This is a genomic window from Streptomyces sp. NPDC032745 (assembly GCF_055579465.1).
In genome coordinates, this window is the sequence record NZ_JBVING010000001.1 from 116,012 (window position 1) to 133,039 (window position 17,028).

Annotated in this window: 15 protein-coding genes; 10 read left to right on the forward strand and 5 right to left on the reverse strand. The window is 69.8% G+C overall.

The annotated features are described in order from the left end of the window. Positions 1-32: 32 nt before the first annotated feature. Entirely contained in the window at positions 33-554 is a 522-nt protein-coding gene (locus tag ACZ5WG_RS00590; RefSeq protein WP_468719612.1) for a MarR family winged helix-turn-helix transcriptional regulator, read from the reverse strand. Positions 555-779: 225 nt separating this feature from the next. On the opposite strand from ACZ5WG_RS00590, the gene ilvA reads away from it, so the two are divergent. From ilvA to ACZ5WG_RS00605, 3 genes are all read left to right on the forward strand, one after another. Beyond that, on the forward strand, positions 780-2,015 hold the full coding sequence (gene ilvA / locus ACZ5WG_RS00595) for a threonine ammonia-lyase (RefSeq protein WP_468719613.1): 1,236 nt from the start codon (positions 780-782) through the stop codon (positions 2,013-2,015). A gap of 215 nt (positions 2,016-2,230) precedes the next feature. Continuing rightward, positions 2,231-3,304, forward strand: coding sequence for an ATP-binding cassette domain-containing protein (locus ACZ5WG_RS00600; RefSeq protein WP_468719615.1), 1,074 nt, complete (start codon positions 2,231-2,233; stop codon positions 3,302-3,304). After that, positions 3,301-4,158 (forward strand): ABC transporter permease, encoded by an 858-nt coding sequence (locus tag ACZ5WG_RS00605; protein ID WP_468719617.1) that lies wholly within the window; start codon positions 3,301-3,303, stop codon positions 4,156-4,158. The genes ACZ5WG_RS00600 and ACZ5WG_RS00605 overlap by 4 nt, the downstream gene beginning before the upstream one ends. A gap of 66 nt (positions 4,159-4,224) precedes the next feature. Here ACZ5WG_RS00605 and greA read toward each other — a convergent pair whose 3' ends face one another. From greA to ACZ5WG_RS00620, 3 genes are all read right to left on the reverse strand, one after another. Continuing rightward, on the reverse strand, positions 4,225-4,722 hold the full coding sequence (greA, locus tag ACZ5WG_RS00610) for a transcription elongation factor GreA (protein WP_468719618.1): 498 nt from the start codon (positions 4,720-4,722) through the stop codon (positions 4,225-4,227). A 136-nt stretch (positions 4,723-4,858) separates the two neighbouring features. Continuing rightward, positions 4,859-5,284, reverse strand: coding sequence for a DUF4307 domain-containing protein (locus tag ACZ5WG_RS00615; protein WP_468719619.1), 426 nt, complete (start codon positions 5,282-5,284; stop codon positions 4,859-4,861). Between the two features lie 80 nt (positions 5,285-5,364). Next, on the reverse strand, positions 5,365-5,550 hold the full coding sequence (locus ACZ5WG_RS00620) for a toxin-antitoxin system HicB family antitoxin (protein ID WP_468719620.1): 186 nt from the start codon (positions 5,548-5,550) through the stop codon (positions 5,365-5,367). A 6-nt stretch (positions 5,551-5,556) separates the two neighbouring features. On the opposite strand from ACZ5WG_RS00620, the gene ACZ5WG_RS00625 reads away from it, so the two are divergent. The 3 genes from ACZ5WG_RS00625 (at position 5,557) to ACZ5WG_RS00635 (ending at position 7,996) form a co-directional block, all read left to right on the forward strand. Then, positions 5,557-6,789: an RNA-guided endonuclease InsQ/TnpB family protein gene (locus ACZ5WG_RS00625; protein WP_468719621.1), complete on the forward strand. Its 1,233-nt coding sequence runs from the start codon at positions 5,557-5,559 to the stop codon at positions 6,787-6,789. 92 nt (positions 6,790-6,881) lie between these two features. Then, entirely contained in the window at positions 6,882-7,763 is an 882-nt protein-coding gene (mca, locus tag ACZ5WG_RS00630) for a mycothiol conjugate amidase Mca (protein WP_468719622.1), read from the forward strand. Between the two features lie 2 nt (positions 7,764-7,765). After that, positions 7,766-7,996: a hypothetical protein gene (locus ACZ5WG_RS00635; RefSeq protein WP_030290865.1), complete on the forward strand. Its 231-nt coding sequence runs from the start codon at positions 7,766-7,768 to the stop codon at positions 7,994-7,996. A 119-nt stretch (positions 7,997-8,115) separates the two neighbouring features. Here ACZ5WG_RS00635 and ACZ5WG_RS00640 read toward each other — a convergent pair whose 3' ends face one another. Then, complete coding sequence (locus ACZ5WG_RS00640; RefSeq protein ID WP_468719623.1) at positions 8,116-11,409, reverse strand: tetratricopeptide repeat protein; 3,294 nt, start codon at positions 11,407-11,409, stop codon at positions 8,116-8,118. A gap of 146 nt (positions 11,410-11,555) precedes the next feature. Here ACZ5WG_RS00640 and ACZ5WG_RS00645 point away from each other — a divergent pair, with 146 nt between their 5' ends. From ACZ5WG_RS00645 to ACZ5WG_RS00660, 4 genes are all read left to right on the forward strand, one after another. After that, on the forward strand, positions 11,556-12,278 hold the full coding sequence (locus tag ACZ5WG_RS00645) for a DUF4344 domain-containing metallopeptidase (protein WP_468719624.1): 723 nt from the start codon (positions 11,556-11,558) through the stop codon (positions 12,276-12,278). A gap of 262 nt (positions 12,279-12,540) precedes the next feature. Continuing rightward, entirely contained in the window at positions 12,541-14,124 is a 1,584-nt protein-coding gene (locus ACZ5WG_RS00650; protein WP_468719626.1) for a class I adenylate-forming enzyme family protein, read from the forward strand. Between the two features lie 55 nt (positions 14,125-14,179). Next, complete coding sequence (hemA, locus tag ACZ5WG_RS00655; RefSeq protein ID WP_468719627.1) at positions 14,180-15,466, forward strand: 5-aminolevulinate synthase; 1,287 nt, start codon at positions 14,180-14,182, stop codon at positions 15,464-15,466. Then, entirely contained in the window at positions 15,466-17,007 is a 1,542-nt protein-coding gene (locus tag ACZ5WG_RS00660; protein WP_468719629.1) for a long-chain-fatty-acid--CoA ligase, read from the forward strand. The genes hemA and ACZ5WG_RS00660 overlap by 1 nt, the downstream gene beginning before the upstream one ends. Positions 17,008-17,028: the final 21 nt, after the last annotated feature.

Here is a 17,028-nt window from a genome sequence, read left to right on the forward strand (position 1 = left end):
AGAGGTCGGACGGACCCGGCTCACGCTCGTCCTCAGGAAGCGGGGCCCGCCTCCGAGACGGCGCCCATCAGCTCCGACAGCGAGCCGTTGAAACGGGTCAGCAGCCCGGTGAAGGACTCGCGCTCGTCCTCGCTCCAGTCCTCGGTCACCCGGGCCATCAGCTCGCGCCGCGAGGAGCGGACCTCCTCGAGCCGGGCGAGGCCGCGCGGGGAGAGCGCGAGGACCACGGCCCGTCCGTCCTCCGGGTGCGAGGTGCGCCTGACCAGGCCGCTGTCGACGAGCGGCGCGACCTGGCGGGTGACCGTGGAGGAGTCGATACCCATGCCGCCGGCGAGCGCCTTGACGCCCATCGGGCCTTCCAGGTCGAGCCGGTTCAGCAGCAGGTACGCGGCGCGGTCCATCGAGTTGCGGGCCTGGCCGACCCCGCCCAGGCGGGTCTGCTCGGCGCGGCGGGCGAAGACGGCCACCTGGTGCTGGAGCGCATCGAGGAGACCGGCTTCGGCGGACGCCTCGGCCGCCGTGGGCAGGTCGGAATTGGCCGGGGTGGAAGGCATGGCCGTGAGCTCTCTTCGCGTGGGGCCGACAAGGATGGGGGACAGAGTACGCGGCCGTGGGGCGGCTCGTACGCCTCGTACGAGAACTGGTACGGGCGGTGTGGAGCTGGGCCGCGGGCCCGTCCCGGATGGCCGGATTTCGCCCCCTGTGGGCTTTCCCTGCCGGGCTGTTGGCCGGGCTGCCGGCCGGACGCCGTGATCCGCGCGGGCTGCGAGACTGGCGGCATGAACTACCGCGTGCCCGTGCCCGTCCCGCAGGTCATCCTCGACGACGTCCGGGGGGCTCAGAAGATGCTCTCGGGCGTCGCCCGGGTCACGCCGATGGAAGGCAGCCGGCACCTGACCGCCCTCACCGGCTCCCCGGTCCACTTCAAGTGCGAGAACCTCCAGCGGACCGGCTCCTTCAAGCTGCGCGGTGCCTACGTGCGCATCTCGGGCCTGCGCCCCGAGCAGCGGGCCGCCGGCGTCGTCGCGGCCAGCGCCGGCAACCACGCGCAGGGCGTGGCCCTGGCCTCCTCCCTCCTCGGCGTCCGCTCGACGGTGTTCATGCCGGTCGGGGCACCGCTGCCGAAGGTGGCGGCCACGCAGGAGTACGGCGCCGAGGTGCGGATGTCCGGGCAGGTCGTCGACGAGACCCTGGCGGCCGCCCAGGAGTACGCGGACCGCACCGGGGCGGTGTTCATCCACCCCTTCGACCACCGCGACATCATCGCGGGCCAGGGCACGGTCGGCCTGGAGATCCTGGAGCAGTGCCCCGAGGTGCGGACGATCCTCGTCGGCATCGGCGGCGGCGGCCTCGCGGCGGGCATCGCCGTCGCGGTGAAGGCGCTGCGGCCGGACGTCAAGGTGATCGGGGTCCAGGCGGAGGGCGCCGCCGCCTACCCGCCCTCGCTGCGGGTCGGGCACCCGGTCTCGATCGACAACCCGGTCACCATGGCGGACGGCATCAAGGTCGGCCGCCCCGGCGACATCCCCTTCCACATCATCGGGGACCTCCTCGACGGCGTCCGCACGGTCTCCGAGGACGCCCTCTCCAGTGCCCTGCTGCTCTGCCTGGAGCGCGCCAAGCTCGTCGTCGAGCCGGCAGGGTGCAGCCCGGTGGCCGCCCTGCTGAGCCGGCCCGAGCTGTACGGCGGGGGCGGCCCGGTGGTCGCGGTCCTGTCCGGCGGGAACGTCGACCCGCTGCTGCTCCAGCGGATCCTGCGGCACGGCATGGCGGCGGCGGGCCGCTACCTCTCGCTGCGGCTGCGCGTGGCCGACCGGCCGGGGGCGCTGGCCGGTCTCCTCGGGGTGCTGTCGGTGGTGGATGCGAACGTGCTGGACGTGAGCCACGTACGGACCGACCCGCGGCTGGGGCTCACCGAGGTGGAGGTGGAGCTGCACCTGGAGACGAAGGGCCCGGAGCACTGCACCGAAGTCGCGCGGTCGCTGCACGCGGCCGGGTACACGGTCATGGGCTGAGCCGGGCCGAACCGCGCCGAGCCGGGCCGACGGGTCGCCGGCGAAATGCGCCGAAGCGAAATGCACCGAAGCCGCGCACGCAGCCCCATAGCGGCACGCGATATAACGCGATAGCGTATGTCCCCCGAACGGCCGGGCGATGAGGGCCGGGCGCCCCTAGGATTGCGTGGGAATGTAACGATTCTGCTGGCCCGATGCACACTGGGAGAACCCACATGCCAGGCGCCATCTATGCCGAAGGTCTGGTCAAGACCTTCGGCGAGGTACGGGCACTGGACGGCGTGGACCTCGATGTCCCCGAAGGCACCGTGCTGGGCCTGCTCGGCCCCAACGGTGCCGGCAAGACCACGGCCGTGCGCGTCCTGACCACCCTCCTCAAGCCCGACAGCGGCAAGGCCGTCGTCGCCGGGATCGACGTCCTCAAACACCCCAACGAAGTCCGCCGCGCCATCGGCCTGTCCGGCCAGTTCGCCGCCGTCGACGAGTACCTGACCGGCCGCGAGAACCTCCAGATGGTCGGCCAGCTCTACCAGATGAGCGGCAAGGCGGCGAAGGTCCGGGCCGGCGAACTGCTGGAGCGGTTCAACCTCGCCGACGCCGCCGACCGCACCGCGAAGACGTACTCCGGCGGCATGCGCCGGCGCCTGGACCTCGCGGCCGCACTCGTCGTACGCCCGCCCGTCATGTTCATGGACGAGCCGACCACCGGCCTGGACCCCCGCAACCGCCAGCAGCTCTGGGACGTCATCCAGGAGCTCGTGGCCGGCGGCACCACCCTGCTGCTCACCACCCAGTACCTGGAGGAGGCCGACCACCTCGCGCACGACATCTGCGTGGTCGACCACGGCAAGGTCATCGCCCGCGGCACCTCCGACCAGCTCAAGGCCCAGACCGGCGGCGAACGCGTCGAGGTCGTCGTCCACGAGCGCGACCACATCCCCGACGCCCGTACGGTGCTCGCCGGCTTCGGCAAGGGCGAGACCTCCGTCGAGGAGCACACCCGCAAGCTGACCGTGCCCGTCACCGGCGGCGCCAAGCTGCTCGCCGAGGTCATCCGCGAGCTGGACTCCCGGGGCATCGAGATCGACGACATCGGCCTGCGCCGGCCGACGCTCGACGACGTGTTCATATCCCTCACCGGCCACGCGGCCGCCCTGGCCGACGGGGAGAACGGCGAGGGCGCCCCGGCGGACGCCAAGGGCCGCCGCGGCAACAAGGCGCCGGCCCGGGTGCCGGCCTCGGCCCCGGAGCCGGCGTCGGCGCAGGCATCGAAGGAGGCGGCGAAGTGACCGGCGCCTCCCCGACCCCGGAGCTCGCGGCACCGCGCCCGCGCGGCGGCATCGTCCAGGGCGTCAACGACTCCCTGGTCATCGCCAAGCGGAATTTGATCCGCATGTCCAGGATTCCCGAAATGATAGTTTTTGGGGTCATTCAGCCGGTCATGTTCGTCGTGCTGTTCAGCTACGTCTTCGGCGGCTCGATCAGCGTCGACGGCAACACCTCGCCCGCCGCCTACCGCGAGTTCCTGATGGCCGGCATCTTCGCCCAGACCGTCACGTTCGCCACGGCCGGCGCCGGCGCGGGCATCGCGGACGACATGCACAAGGGCCTGATCGACCGCTTCCGCTCGCTGCCCATGGCCCGCGGCGCGGTCCTGACCGGCCGCACCCTCGCCGACCTCGTCCAGACCACCCTCACCCTGTTCGTCCTGGCCGTGGTCGCCCTGCTCGTCGGCTGGCGCACCCACACCAGTGCCGGCGAGGTACTGGGCGGCTTCGCCCTGCTGCTCCTGCTCGGGTACGCCTTCTCCTGGATCGGCGCGCTGATCGGCCTGTCGGTGCGCACCCCGGAGGCGGCCACCTCGGGCGGGCTGATCTGGCTCTTCCCCCTGACGTTCATCTCGAACGCCTTCGTCCCTTCCGACAACATGCCGACCTTCCTGCGGACCATCGCCGAGTGGAACCCCTTCAGCGCGACCGTCCAGGCGGCCCGCGGGCTGTTCGGCAACTTCCCGCCGGGGTACGAGGCACCTGCGGCCTGGCCGATGCAGCACCCGGTGCTCGCGTCGGTCCTGTGGTCCGTACTGATCATCGCGGCCTTCCGGACCCTCTCGGTCCGCAAGTACCGCTCGGCGACCGCGTAGGCCCCACGGCACGGGAAAGCCCCCGCCGGATCGCTCCGGCGGGGGCTTCCTGATGTCGTGGGGTGATCAGCCGTTGAAGGGCTTGACGTCGAGGATCTTGACGGTGGCCTTCTTGCCGTTCGGCAGCTCGTACTCGGCGTTCTCGCCGATCTTCTTGCCCATCACGCCGCTGCCCAGCGGGGACTGCGGGGAGTAGGTCTCGAAGTCTCCGGACGCGTACTCGCGCGAGGCGAGCAGGAAGGACATCGTGTCGTCCTCGTCGCCGTCGAAGGCGATGGTGACGACCGTGCCGGGCGCGACCTCGCCGTCCGAGGCGGGCGCGGTGCCGACCTTGGCGTTCTCGAGGAGCTGCGTCAGCTGGCGGACGCGGAGCTCCTGCTTGCCCTGCTCCTCCTTGGCCGCGTGGTAACCGCCGTTCTCGCGCAGGTCGCCCTCCTCGCGGGCGGCTGCGATCTTGGTGGCGATCTCCGTGCGTGCGGGACCAGAGAGGTAGTCCAGCTCGGCCTTCAGCTGGTCGTACGCCGCCTGGGTCAGCCAGGTGACGCTCTCGCTCGTCTGGGTCACGGGTGCTCCTCGTCGGTACAGGGGACTACAAAGCCGCCAGCGGCGGGCGAAACCACGAGCCTAACAATTCGGGAAGAAAAGGGGGAGGACACCATGTGTATGAAGTGTGTCATCGGGCCCGTGAGCAGGAAAGAGCTCAGTCTGCCGCGGGCGTGGTGCGCGCCGCTGCCTGGCAGCCCACCAGTTCGATCATCGTCGCGCGGCCGGTGGTCTTCAGGGAGAGCATCTCGTCCACGCGCGTGTCCTTCTGCCCGAAGGTGAAGTCGGCGCGGCCGACCTCGGCATGGTCCTCGTTCTGGGAGCTCAGCGTGCACACCCCGGTGACCGAGGCGTCCTTGCGCACCTCCAGGTGCACCTTCACCTCGGTGTCCGAGACCACCTGGAACTTGATCACCTCGGCGCTGACGCTCTGACCGGCGACGTAGTCCCAGCCGATCCAGCCCACCAGGGCCAGCAGGCCGACGCCCAGCACCGACCCGACGATCTTGAGCTTCCGGTCCGCACGCTCGTCCGCCGACCGCCCGTAGCGGCCCTCGGGCAGCCCCTCGCGCACCGCACTCATTGATCGTTCCTTTCTCGGGTCCGGGCATGCTCCGCTCGCCCGGTTCGGACACCGTAACCGGAGGATGTCACGGTCGTCGGTCAGGGGTGGGGGCCTCCTGTCTCCTTCCTGCGAGAAACCGGCTCCGCGACAGGGGTGCCGAGCGTGCTTTCCAGGAGGTAGACGATGTCGGCGTTGAGGGACCGCCTCTCGCGCTTCGCGTGAGCGGTTAGCCGGGTGTGAAGTTCTGCGGGGAGCCGGAGGGTGAAGCGCACTTCTGAGTCCATGCTCGGATGGTGTCACAGCGGTGGCATTTTGACGCTGTGACACCACTGGCTGAGCCGAGGCAGGCCGGACACGCTCGGTACACGTACCGGCTACGCGTGTCCGCCACTGCACAAGCGGCTCTGAGGTCGGAGTGGGATCGGTGCCGCTGGGTGTGGAACAGCTGCGTTGCCCGGTCCAGGGCGGCGCGTATGGCCGGGGAGGCGTGCGGGCCAGCTGGGTTGGACAAGATGCTGACCGGGTGGCGTGCTGCGCACGAGTGGCTGCGCGAAGGCGCGTCGGTGCCGCAGCAACAGATCGTCCGGGACTTCGGAAAGTCCCGGACGAAGGCGCTGAAAGACATCGAAGCGCGATTGCCGATGTCTCGGCGCGCGGGGATGCCACGGTTCAAGAAGAAGGACCTGACGGCCCCGACCCTCAACTACACGCGGCGGGGTTTTCGTCTCGCAGGTGGCCGCCTGCGTCTTGCCGGGGGGATCGTTTTGGCCGTGGTGTGGTCGCGCGCCCTGCCCGCCGTGCCATCCAGCGTCCGGGTCTATCGCGACAGTCTCGGTCACTGGTACGCCTCTTTCGTCGTGGAGACGGAAGCTGAACCACTGCCCGAGACGGGTCGGTCGATCGGAATCGACTGGGGCGTGAAGGAGATCGCCACCACCACCAGTGACGCACACGACCTTCCACACCCCGAGTACGGGAAGCGGGCGGCGGGAAGGATGGCCGGGTACCAGCGGATGATGGCCCGCCGCAAGCCGAAGAAGGGGCACGCTGTATCCAAGGGGTACCGGAAGGCCGGGCGACAGGCCGCGAAATTGCACAAGAAAGTTGCTCGGCAGCGGCAGGACACCGCCCGCAAGTGGGCTAAGCAGGTGTCCTTCGACTTCGATCAGATCGCTGTGGAGGACTTCCACCCGAAGTTCCTGGCCAGGTCGACCATGGCCCGCAAGGCTGCTGATGCCGCGACCTCGGCCACCGAGCGCGAAGTGATCAACATGGCGCGCAAGCACGGCCGCACCCTGTACCTGGTGCCTCCCGTGTACACCACCATGGACTGCGGACGTTGCGGAGCGAGAGCCAAGCACGCACTGCCGCTTTCGGAACGTACCTACAGGTGCAGTGCGTGCGGAGCTGTCTCCCCCAGGGACAAGAACTCCGCGCGTGTGATGCTCCTCCGGGCTGGTCTCACCCCGGCTGGTGCCGATCGCAGAAGACCTGATCCTCCGCAGGACGATCGGGCAGCGTGAGCCAGGAATCCCCCGCGCAATTTGTTTGCTGAGGGGAGGAGTCAATATAGAAGGCGACGCCGCCGCCCTGACGACTTAAAGAGGATCCTGTCTTGACCGAGCAGCTTCGACTGATGGCCGTCCATGCCCACCCCGACGACGAGTCGAGCAAGGGCGCGGCCACCATGGCCAAGTACGTGTCCGAGGGGGTTCCCGTGCTGGTGGTGACCTGCACGGGGGGCGAGCGCGGCTCGATCCTCAACCCCAAGCTCCAGGGTGACAAATACATCGAGGAGAACATCCACGAGGTCCGCGCCAGGGAGATGGACGAGGCGCGCCAGATCCTCGGCATCGAGCAGGAGTGGCTGGGCTACGTCGACTCCGGCCTGCCGGAGGGCGACCCGCTGCCCCCGCTGCCCGAGGGCTGCTTCGCCCTCGAGGACGTGGACGAGGCGGCCGGCCGCCTCGTGAAGAAGATCCGCGAGTTCCGGCCGCAGGTCATCACCACGTACGACGAGAACGGCGGCTACCCGCACCCCGACCACATCATGACCCACAAGATCTCGATGGTGGCCTTCGAGGGCGCGGCCGACACCGAGAAGTACCCGGAGGCCGAGTTCGGCCCGGCGTACCAGCCGCAGAAGCTCTACTACAACCAGGGCTTCAACAAGCCGCGCACCATCGCCCTGCACGAGGCCCTGCTCTCGCGCGGCATGGAGTCCCCGTACGGGGAGTGGCTGGAGCGCTGGAAGGAGTTCGAGCGCACCGAGCGGACGCTGACCACGCACGTGCCCTGCGCCGACTTCTTCGAGATCCGCGACAAGGCGCTCATCGCGCACGCCACGCAGATCGACCCGGACGGCGGCTGGTTCCGCGTGCCGATGGAGATCCAGAAGGAGGTCTGGCCCACGGAGGAGTACGAGCTCGCGAAGTCGCTCGTCGACACTTCCCTCCCCGAGTCCGACCTCTTCGCGGGCATCCGGGAGAATGCGTAGCCATGAACGCTACGCAGGCAGCACTGACCGAGCTCCTTCCGCTGGCGGGTGACACCTTCGACAAGAACAAGGTGACGCCCGGAGTCCTGGGCTTCATCGTGTTCGCGGCCCTCGCCCTCGCGGTGTGGGGCCTGATGAAGTCGATGAGCCGCCACATGGGCAAGGTCGACTTCCAGGAGGCCCCGGAGGCGGGCGCGGCAGCCGCAGCCCCCGCCGCGGACCGGGCCCCGTAAGGAGCCGTCCTCCGGACGATGCGCCGCCGCCCCACCCGCGCAGCGGGAGGGGCGGCGACTGTGCGTGCCTGCGGCCGGCCGTGCGACCCGGGCGGTGATGCAGTCATGCGGTCATGCGGTCATACGGCCGGCGAGGCCGGCGGCATCGGGACGCCCATGATCTCCCGCGAGTGCAGGTTCGGGACCAGTGCGAGGCGCCACGCCTGCCAGCCCTCCGCCGGGTCCACGCCCCGCCCCAGCACCACCGCATAGGTGTCCAGGCTGTCCTCCAGGCGCCCGTCCCGCATCGGATGCGGCGACGCGGCCAGCCGGGCCAGCTCGGCCCGGGCCTCGTCCACGCCCGCGCCCGGGAGCGCGTACGGCAGCAGCGTGCAGCGCAGGAACCGGGCCCAGTCCTCCCCGCGCCGGTCCCCGTACGAGATGAACAGCCGGGCCGCCTCCTCGCACAGGCCCAGCGCCTGCGACGCCCGGCCGTTGCCCGCGTCCACCACCGCCAGCTCCAGGCAGGTCCACGCCTCCCCGTGCGCCAGCCCGATCCGCCGGAAGTCCGCCCGCGCGTCCACCAGCAGCTGCCGCGCGAACCCGGAGTTCTTCAGGTTCCCCGTCTGCGCCGCCCGCTGGTCGCGCGTCACCCGGCCCGAGTGGTGCCGGGCGTGGGCCAGCCCGTACACGTCCCGCATCCGCGAGAACATCGTCCGGGCCCGCTCCAGCTCCCGTACCGACTGGTCGCGCTCGCCGCCCTCCTCCAGCGCCTGCCCGAGGTAGTACAGAGTCCACGCCTCCCCGCGCGCGTCCTCCTGCTCCCGGTGCCGGGCCAGCGCCTCGCGCAGCCGCTCCACCGCCGGCCCCGGATCCCCGTCCACCACCCGGGCCCGGCCCAGCTGGGTCAGCGCCCAGGCCTGACCGCGTTCGTCGCGCGTACGCCCGTACAGCTCGAGGGCGAGCTTCAGCTCCGCCTCCGCCCGCGGGACGTCCCCGAGCCGGAGGTACACCTGCCCCAGCTGGAAGTGCGCCCACGCCTCACCGTGCACGCTCTCGCTCTCCCGGTGCAGAGCCAGCGACTGCTCCAGCAGCTGCATCGCCTCCGCCAGGTGCGCCCGGTCCCGCTCCACCGCCGCCAGGGCGTGCAGCCCCCACGCCCGGTCGCCGGCCAGCTTGTCCGGCTCCTGCAGCACCAGCGCCTCCCGGATACGGGCCGCGGCCTCCGGCAGCTGCCCCTGGTGGTGCAGGGTGATGCCGAGCGAGATCAGCGCCATACCCGCGCCCGCGTCCTGCTGCGCCTCGATGTACTGGTCGACCACCGAGGTCAGCGTGGTGCGGGCCTTGTCCAGCTCGCCGAGCTGGCGCGCCGCGATACCCGTGCGCCACTGCACCGAGCGGACCATCCGCCCCTGGCCGGGCTCGCCCTGCCGGGCGGCCTCCACCGCCTGCGTCAGCTCGTTGATCTCGCCGAGCCGGTACAGGTCCCCGCGCAGCAGGCAGAAGTCGCACAGCGCGCCCAGCAGGTCCAGCACCGCCTGCTGGTCCACGTCCTCCGAGTGCCGCAGCGCGGCCGTGATGAAGCTGGACTCGTCGTCCAGCCAGCGCAGCGCCGCGTCCAGCGAGGCGAAGCCGTGCCCGCCGAAGTGGTTCGCCCGGGTCGACGTCTTCCCGTCGACCATCCGGATCACCGAGTCCGCGAGCTGTGCGTAGTTCCGGATCAGCCGCCCGTGCGCCGCAGAGGCCTCGGCCCGGTCCTCGTCCGCCGCGAGCCGCGCCGCCGCGTACGAGCGCACCGAGTCGTGCATCCGGAACCGCTCCCCGCGCACGGCGTCCAGCAGGCCCGCCTGCGCCAGCTCGCGCAGCAGCCGCCCGGCGGCCGCCTGGTCCGCGTCGATCAGCGCCGCCGCGGCCGACGGGCCGAGCGAGGCCCGCCCGGCCAGCGTGAGCCGCCGCAGCAGCCGGCGCCGCTCCTCGGGCAGGCGTACGTAGGCCAGGCCGAGGGCGCCCTCCAGCGCATCGGCGCCCGCGGTGTCACCCGTACCCGCGGTGTCGCCCGTACCGGCGGCGGCGTCACCCGTACCGGCGGGGCCGTCCGGCTCCGCAGCCTCCGCCGCACCCAGCGGGGCCAGGACGCGCAGGGCCAGCGGGAGCCCGCCGCCGAGGGCGAGCAGCCCCCGCACGGTCTGCTCCTCGTACGGGGCCCCGCCGGCCGCCTCCGCCCCGGCGCGCACCAGCTCCGCGCCCGCCGGCTCCGCCAGCCGCTCCACCGGCAGCTGGTGCACCCAGGCCGCCAGGTCCGGCAGCTCCAGCGGCTCCCGCGCCGTCACCAGCACCAGGCTCTCCGACCGCTCCGGCACCAGCATCCGCACCTGCCCCGCATCCACGGCGTCGTCCAGCAGCACCGTCACCGGCAGCCCCTGGAGGTGCTGGTGGTACAGCTCGCCCAGACGCCGTACCTGCTGCTCCGCCGAGGACCCCTCGCGGAACAGCAGCTGCTCGCGCGGTGCGCCCAGCCGGTTCAGCAGGTGCAGCAGCGCCTCCCGGGTCGACAGCGGCGCCTCACCGCTGAGCGAGCCGCCCCGCAGGTCCACCACGCAGGCGCCGCGGAACTGGTCCCGCAGCGCGTCCGCGGCCCGCAGCGCCAGGGCCGTGCGGCCCACGCCCGGCTCGCCGTGCAGCACCACGACCACCGGGCGGGTCTCCGTACTGGCCCGGGCCGCCTGCACCCACTGCGCGATCCGCGTCAGCTCCGCGCGGCGTCCCGTGAACAGCTCTCCGGACTGCGGGAGTTGGCCGAACGACTGCTCCAGCACGCTGCGCCGCCGGGCCTCCGCACTGCGGTCGGTCCCGCGCAGCGAGGCAGCAGCCGGCCGGGAGGGCTGCCGGGGCACCCGCGCCGCGGCGGCCACCGCTCGCTGCTGCTCCAGGAACGGGCGGATCCCGCGCACCTCCAGCGCCGTCAGCCACTGGAGCCTCAGCTGCTCCGGCCCGCCGGGGCGGCCGCGCACCCCGGCGCGGCGGTTCGCGGCGGGCAGGTGCAGGGCGGTCACCTTGGCGACCGTGGCCGCCGCCCCGGCGATGCCGGTGACGGCCCCGGCGGCCAGCGCGGTGCCCGCCGCCACGCCGAGCGACAGGTCGGCCCCGACGGCCGCGGCCGCCGCAACCGCCGTCACGAGCAGGGCGGTCGAGGTGTTCCCGCGCCGGAAGGCCTCGCCGAGGGACTCGTCCCCGGCCGCCGCCTCGTCCAGGGCCCGTACGTACGCCTCGTACTCTTCGCCGGCGCTCGCCGCGAGCGCGTCCAGCGCCTCCAGGCCGCGCGCCAGCAGCGCCGCACTGTCGACCGGTTGCCCCGTCCCGGCAGCCCGCTGGGCCTCCTCGTCCACGGCCCGCTCCAACAGCCGCTCGGCCTCACCGCGATGGCTGTCCCGCATCGGCATCCCCCTCAAGAGAGCTCCGGCAACGTGCCCCAAGTGTCCGCCGGGACTGCCGCGAGCGCGAGGGAACTTGAGCTAGATCAGAGGGAGTTGGTCCAACTTCGGTCGCTCGCACGCATATATGTACGTTCTAGCCTGGGCGGATGAGCCGACGGTGGAAGACCCTCGTACTGTGCGTGTCCGTACTGCTCGCCTCCGCGGGCTGCGACGCGCAGCCCGGGGCCGCGCCGCGCGGATTCGTACCGCGGTACGAGGAGCCGGCGCAGGCCGATGCCGCCCACGCCCGCTTCCTGCGCGAGCGGCGACTGCCGGAGCGGGCGGCCGACGCCCTCAACGCCTACCTCGACCTCCCGTACACGGTCACGGTCCTCGCCCGCTCCTGCGCAGGGGAAGGATCCGGCTACGACCCCGACACCCGGCGGATCGAGCTCTGCTACGACGACCTGACGGAGGAACGGGAGCTCGTCACGACGGACGGGGAAGCGGCCGACGTGATGACCGAGACGCTGTACCACGAGGCCGGCCACGCCCTCGTCGACGCGCTCGACCTGCCGGTCGGTGGGGACCGCGCCGAGGAGGACGCCGCCGACCGCTTCGCCGCGCTGATGCTGATCCGTCAGGGCCCGGACGGCGAACGGGCGCTCCGCGCCGCCGCCGAGGCCTACGCCCGCACACCCCCGGACCCCGAAGCCGGCCGTGACGAGCACGCACCGCCCGCCGCCCGGGCCGCCGCCCACCTCTGTCTGCTCCACGGTGCGGCCCCCGAGCGCCACCCCGACCTGGCCGACCGCACCCGAGGCTGCACCCCCACCTGGCCCCAGGCCCGCGACGCCTGGACCCGCGACCTGGCGCCCCTGCTCAGGTAGGGCGCTGTTCGGCATGAAGGGCGCGGTCCAGAAGGCCTGCCCTCCGGACACGGGGCGCCGCACGGGCCCCGAGGCGTTCCCCCACGACCCCGCCGCCCCCTGGGTGGCCCGCGCGGTGCGCCGATCGGCTACCCAGATCGTGATGCCTTCCGGCACTCCGTTATAGCCAGTCGAACGATCTACCGCTTACTTCGTTGCGCGGCGAAGATTGAATCGCCCAATTAGAAACGTCGTTATAGTTGGCAAAATAAAAGGAAGTCCCATGAGCCTGCCCGAGCCTTGGTGGCGCGCAAGTCAAAGTTATGTCTCGGAGATCCTCTCGCTGCTCGCAGCCGCGCCGGATCGAGATTTCTTCCATTGGCGTGGCGAAGCCTTCTCCGGTGGCGATCTGATCCGGTCCGTGACTGAAACGTTCCTTGCGCTGCGCAACCGCGGAGTGGGCAAGGGGGATGTGGTAGCGGTCCTGGTCGCACCCAACAGCCCTGAGACGCTCACCGTGCGGTACGCGACGCACCTGCTCGGCGGCGCCGTGTGCTATTTGCGAACCACTAACCCTGGTACCAGGGCAACGGTCCTCCCGCTGGATCACCAGATCCAGATCCTGCGTGAGACCGAAGCCATGACCATCTATGCCGATGCCGAAGGTTCGGAGCGCGCGGCAGAGCTTGCTGATGGTAGTGGGATCCCGGTGACGCGCCTTCAGTACGGGGAAGGCGATGAGGCCGGCCGGGCCGATGTTGCCGATGCCCTGGACGCCGTTTCATGGGACCCGAATGCGCTGGCCTTCATCAACTTCACGAGTGGCAGCACGGGACGGCCCAAGGGAATCCGGTTGTCGGGCCGGGCGTGGGAAGCCACCGTGCGTGCATGGATGGATGTCGGTCGTGAGTACGACTGTGCGTCGATCCTGATATCGACCCCTCTGAGTCATGGCGTCGCCCCGATGGCAGACGCGGTCTTCGCCATGGGCGGAGCGCTCTATGTCCATGAGGCCTTCGACGCCGAGAAGTTCGTGGACAACGTCTCCGCAGAAAAGGAGATCTCGTGGACGTTCATGGCGACAAATCACGTGTTCCACGTCCTCGATCATTTGCTTGAGCGAGGAATCGGCGACAGGGATGCCTTGGAAGCTGCGGGCCTTTCTTCGCTGAAGCGGATCGTCTACGGCGGCAGCCCCGCGGCGCCCGCCAGAATTGCACAGGCTTTTCGGATCTTCGGCCCCGCTCTGGCGCAGGGTTATGCCGCGAGCGAGTGTGGTCGGATCACGATCCTGACGCCTGAGGAGCACGGCGACCCGGATCTCGCGGCCACTGTCGGTCGGCCCTTCCCTGGGGTGGAACTTGCTGTCTGCAACTCGGATTCGGGTGTGCAACTGGCGGTCGGGGAAACCGGTGAGGTTCGCGTCCGCTCGCCTCAGATGATGGACGCCTATAACTGTGAACCGGAACTGACTGCACGAGTTCTTCGTGACGGATGGTATTTCACCGGAGATATCGGTCGTCTCGACGAGCGGGGCTATTTGACTCTCCTGGGCCGGGTGGCCCACGTCGTCAAGGTCGGTGGCGTCAAGGTTCACCCCATCGTTCTCGAGGCGGAAATCCTTGCCCACCCGGGTGTCCGGCACGCCGCCGTCTACGGCGTGCAGGACGAGGACGGGAGCGATCACATCCACGCCGCAATCGAATGCGATCCGGCCGAGGTGGTCGAAGTGGAGGAAATCCGCGCGAGCATTTCCGAGAAGCTGTCCCCGATTCACGTGCCCGAGAAGATACATGTCCTGAGCGAACTGCCGATGAACAGCAACGGCAAGCCCGACAAGGCGCTCCTGAAGTCGCAGTATTCCTAGCGCAGACCTTTCGGTTCGCAGGTCAATCCAACCGCTACGTCGAGAAGGCGAGTGAATGAACGTTCACCTGGCATCATACCTGAGTGGGAACACCGCTGACGATCTTGCTGAAAGCAAGCGTGAGTTCCTGGAGATCGGCCGCCGTTCCGGCCATTACCCCCTGGCCAGTGCGCGGCGCGACGGGGTGGATTCGGAAGTAAGCGTCTGGTGCAGCAACGACTATCTGGGAATGGGTCAGAATCGCCAGATCGTCGAGGCCATGCACGCCGCGATCGATGCCCATGGCGTAGGCTCCGGAGGTTCCCGGAACATCGGTGGAACCAACCACTACCATGTCCTTCTCGAGAACGAGCTGGCGGATCTGCACGGCAAGGAATCCGCTCTCCTCTTCACGTCGGGATACACGGCCAACGAGGGGTCCCTCTCCGTACTGGCGGGGCTCCCGCAGGACACCATCGTATTTTCCGACGCGAAGAACCACGCCTCGATCATCGACGGTCTGCGGCACAGCGGCGCGAAGAAGCACGTCTTCAGGCACAATGACGTCGCCCACCTGGAAGAATTGATCGCGGCCGCTCCCGCGGACTCCCCGAAGCTTATCGTCGTGGAATCCGTTTATTCCATGTCGGGCAACGTTGCGCCGCTCGCCGAGATTGCCGACATTGCGGACAAGTACGGTGCCACGACCTTCATCGACGAGGTCCACGCGGTCGGCATGTACGGCCCGCAGGGCGCCGGCATAGCCGCGCGGGAAGGCATCGCCGACCGGTTCACGGTGGTGATGGGTACCCTGGCAAAGGGTTACGGAACGGTCGGCGGCTACATTGCGGGACCGGCGGCCCTCGTGGACGCGGTGCGGACCTTCTCGCGCTCGTTCGTCTTCACCACCTCGCTGCCGCCGGCGGTCGCGGCCGGTGCGCTGGCGTCGGTCCAGTACCTGCGGTCCTCCGACATCGAGCGAAAGCTTCTCTCGGAGAATGCGCAGCTTCTGCACAGCCTGCTGATCTCGGCCGACATCCCGTTCATTTCGACGGACTCCCATATCGTTGCGGCCTTCGTCGGTGATGACGATCTGTGCAAGCGGGCGTCCCAGCTGCTGTTCGAGCGGCACGGGATCTACGTCCAGTCCATCAACGCCCCCAGCGTGCCCGCGGGCGAGGAGATCCTGAGGATCGCTCCGTCCGCCGTGCACGACCAGAAGGACGTCGAGAACTTCGCCGACGCCCTTCATGGGATCTGGAAGGAACTGGACATTCCGACCGCCAGCGCCCGGGACTGGTCCACGTCCGCGCTCCGCGGTGGCGGCGCCCGCACCGCCGCGGAAGACGGACTCCTGTCGTAATGACCATGTCAGTTGCCGGCGTGCTGGCCGACACGGCGGCGCGGCGACCCGAACATTCGGCCGTGATCTACGAGTCCGAGCACTTCACCTACGGGTGGCTGTGGGAACAGGCGCGCCGCTACGCCTCCGTGCTGCGAGCCAACGGGGTACGGCCAGGAGACCGGGTCGCCATGCTCCTGGCCGACACCCCGCAGTTCCCGGCTGTGTACTTCGGCGTGCTGGCGGCCGGCGCCGTCGCGATCCCGCTGAACGTCATGCTGACCGCGTCGGAGATCGAGCACGTACTGACCGATGCCGACGCCCGTTTCCTGGTGTGCGCCGCCCCCTTGCTCGCCCGGGCGAGCGAGGCGGCGGAGCCGCTCGGCACGGTGCTCCTCACGGTCGGCCCGGGCCCCGCGGGCACGGTCGACCTGGAGGACGCGGCACAGGACACGGCGCCGATCGACGATTGCGCGGTGCGGGAACCCGACGACGTCGCGGTCGTGTTCTACACGTCCGGTACGACGGGTGAGCCGAAGGGTGTGATGCTCACCCACCGGAACATCCTGTACAACGTCGAGAGGATGGTCGCCACTCCGTACATGTTCCGGAGCGACGACGTACTGCTCGGGTGCCTTCCGCTGTCGCACGGCTTCGGTCAGATCTGCGGCATGCTGACCGGATTCCGCGCCGGTATATCCATCGTCATGATGCCGAGGTTCTCCGGACGGGAGGCCCTCGCGTTGATGACGGAACACCGGTGCACGGTGTTCATGGGCGTGCCGACCATGTATTTCAAGTTGCTCGACGCGGTGGCCCAGGGAGAGCCGGTTCCTCGGCTCGACCGCGTGTACAGCGGGGGATCGGCGCTTCCGGTCAAGACCCTCGAGGACGTCCGAAGCACGTTCGGATGTCCTGTGTACGAGGGCTACGGGATGACCGAGACCTCCTGCAGCGTTGCCTACCACTATCCCGGCCTGACTTTTCGGCCCGGAACTGTCGGTGTTCCGATCACCGGCATCACCGTCGGTATAGCCCGGCCGAATGCCGACAGGATCGATCTCCTGCCCGTCGGTGAGGTGGGCGAGATCGTGGTGCGCGGTCCGAATGTCATGGCCGGATATCTGGGTCGCCCGGATGTCACCGCCGAGGTTCTGATCGACGGCTGGTTCCTCACCGGTGATCTCGGCAGGCTGGACGGCGACGGCTACCTTTCGGTCGTGGGCCGTAAGAAGGACTTGATTCTGCGTGGTGGCTACAACGTCTATCCGCGCGAAATCGAGGAGACCCTCCTCGGGCACCCGGACGTGGCGCAGGTGGCGGTGATCGGTGTTCCGCACCCTGTGCTTGGTGAGGAGGTCTGGGCGATTGTCGTGCCTGCCCGGCCGGAGGACGTCACCTCTGGATCGGGCGAAGAGCTCATCGAATGGGGCAAACAGCGTTTCGCCGCTTATAAGTACCCTCGCCGAGTCGAGTTCACCGACGCTCTCCCGATGGGGTCCAGCGGAAAAGTTCTCAAGCGGGTGCTCGTCTCGCAATACGAGTCGACCACCAGCTCGTAGCTGCAAACGAAACAGATTCAC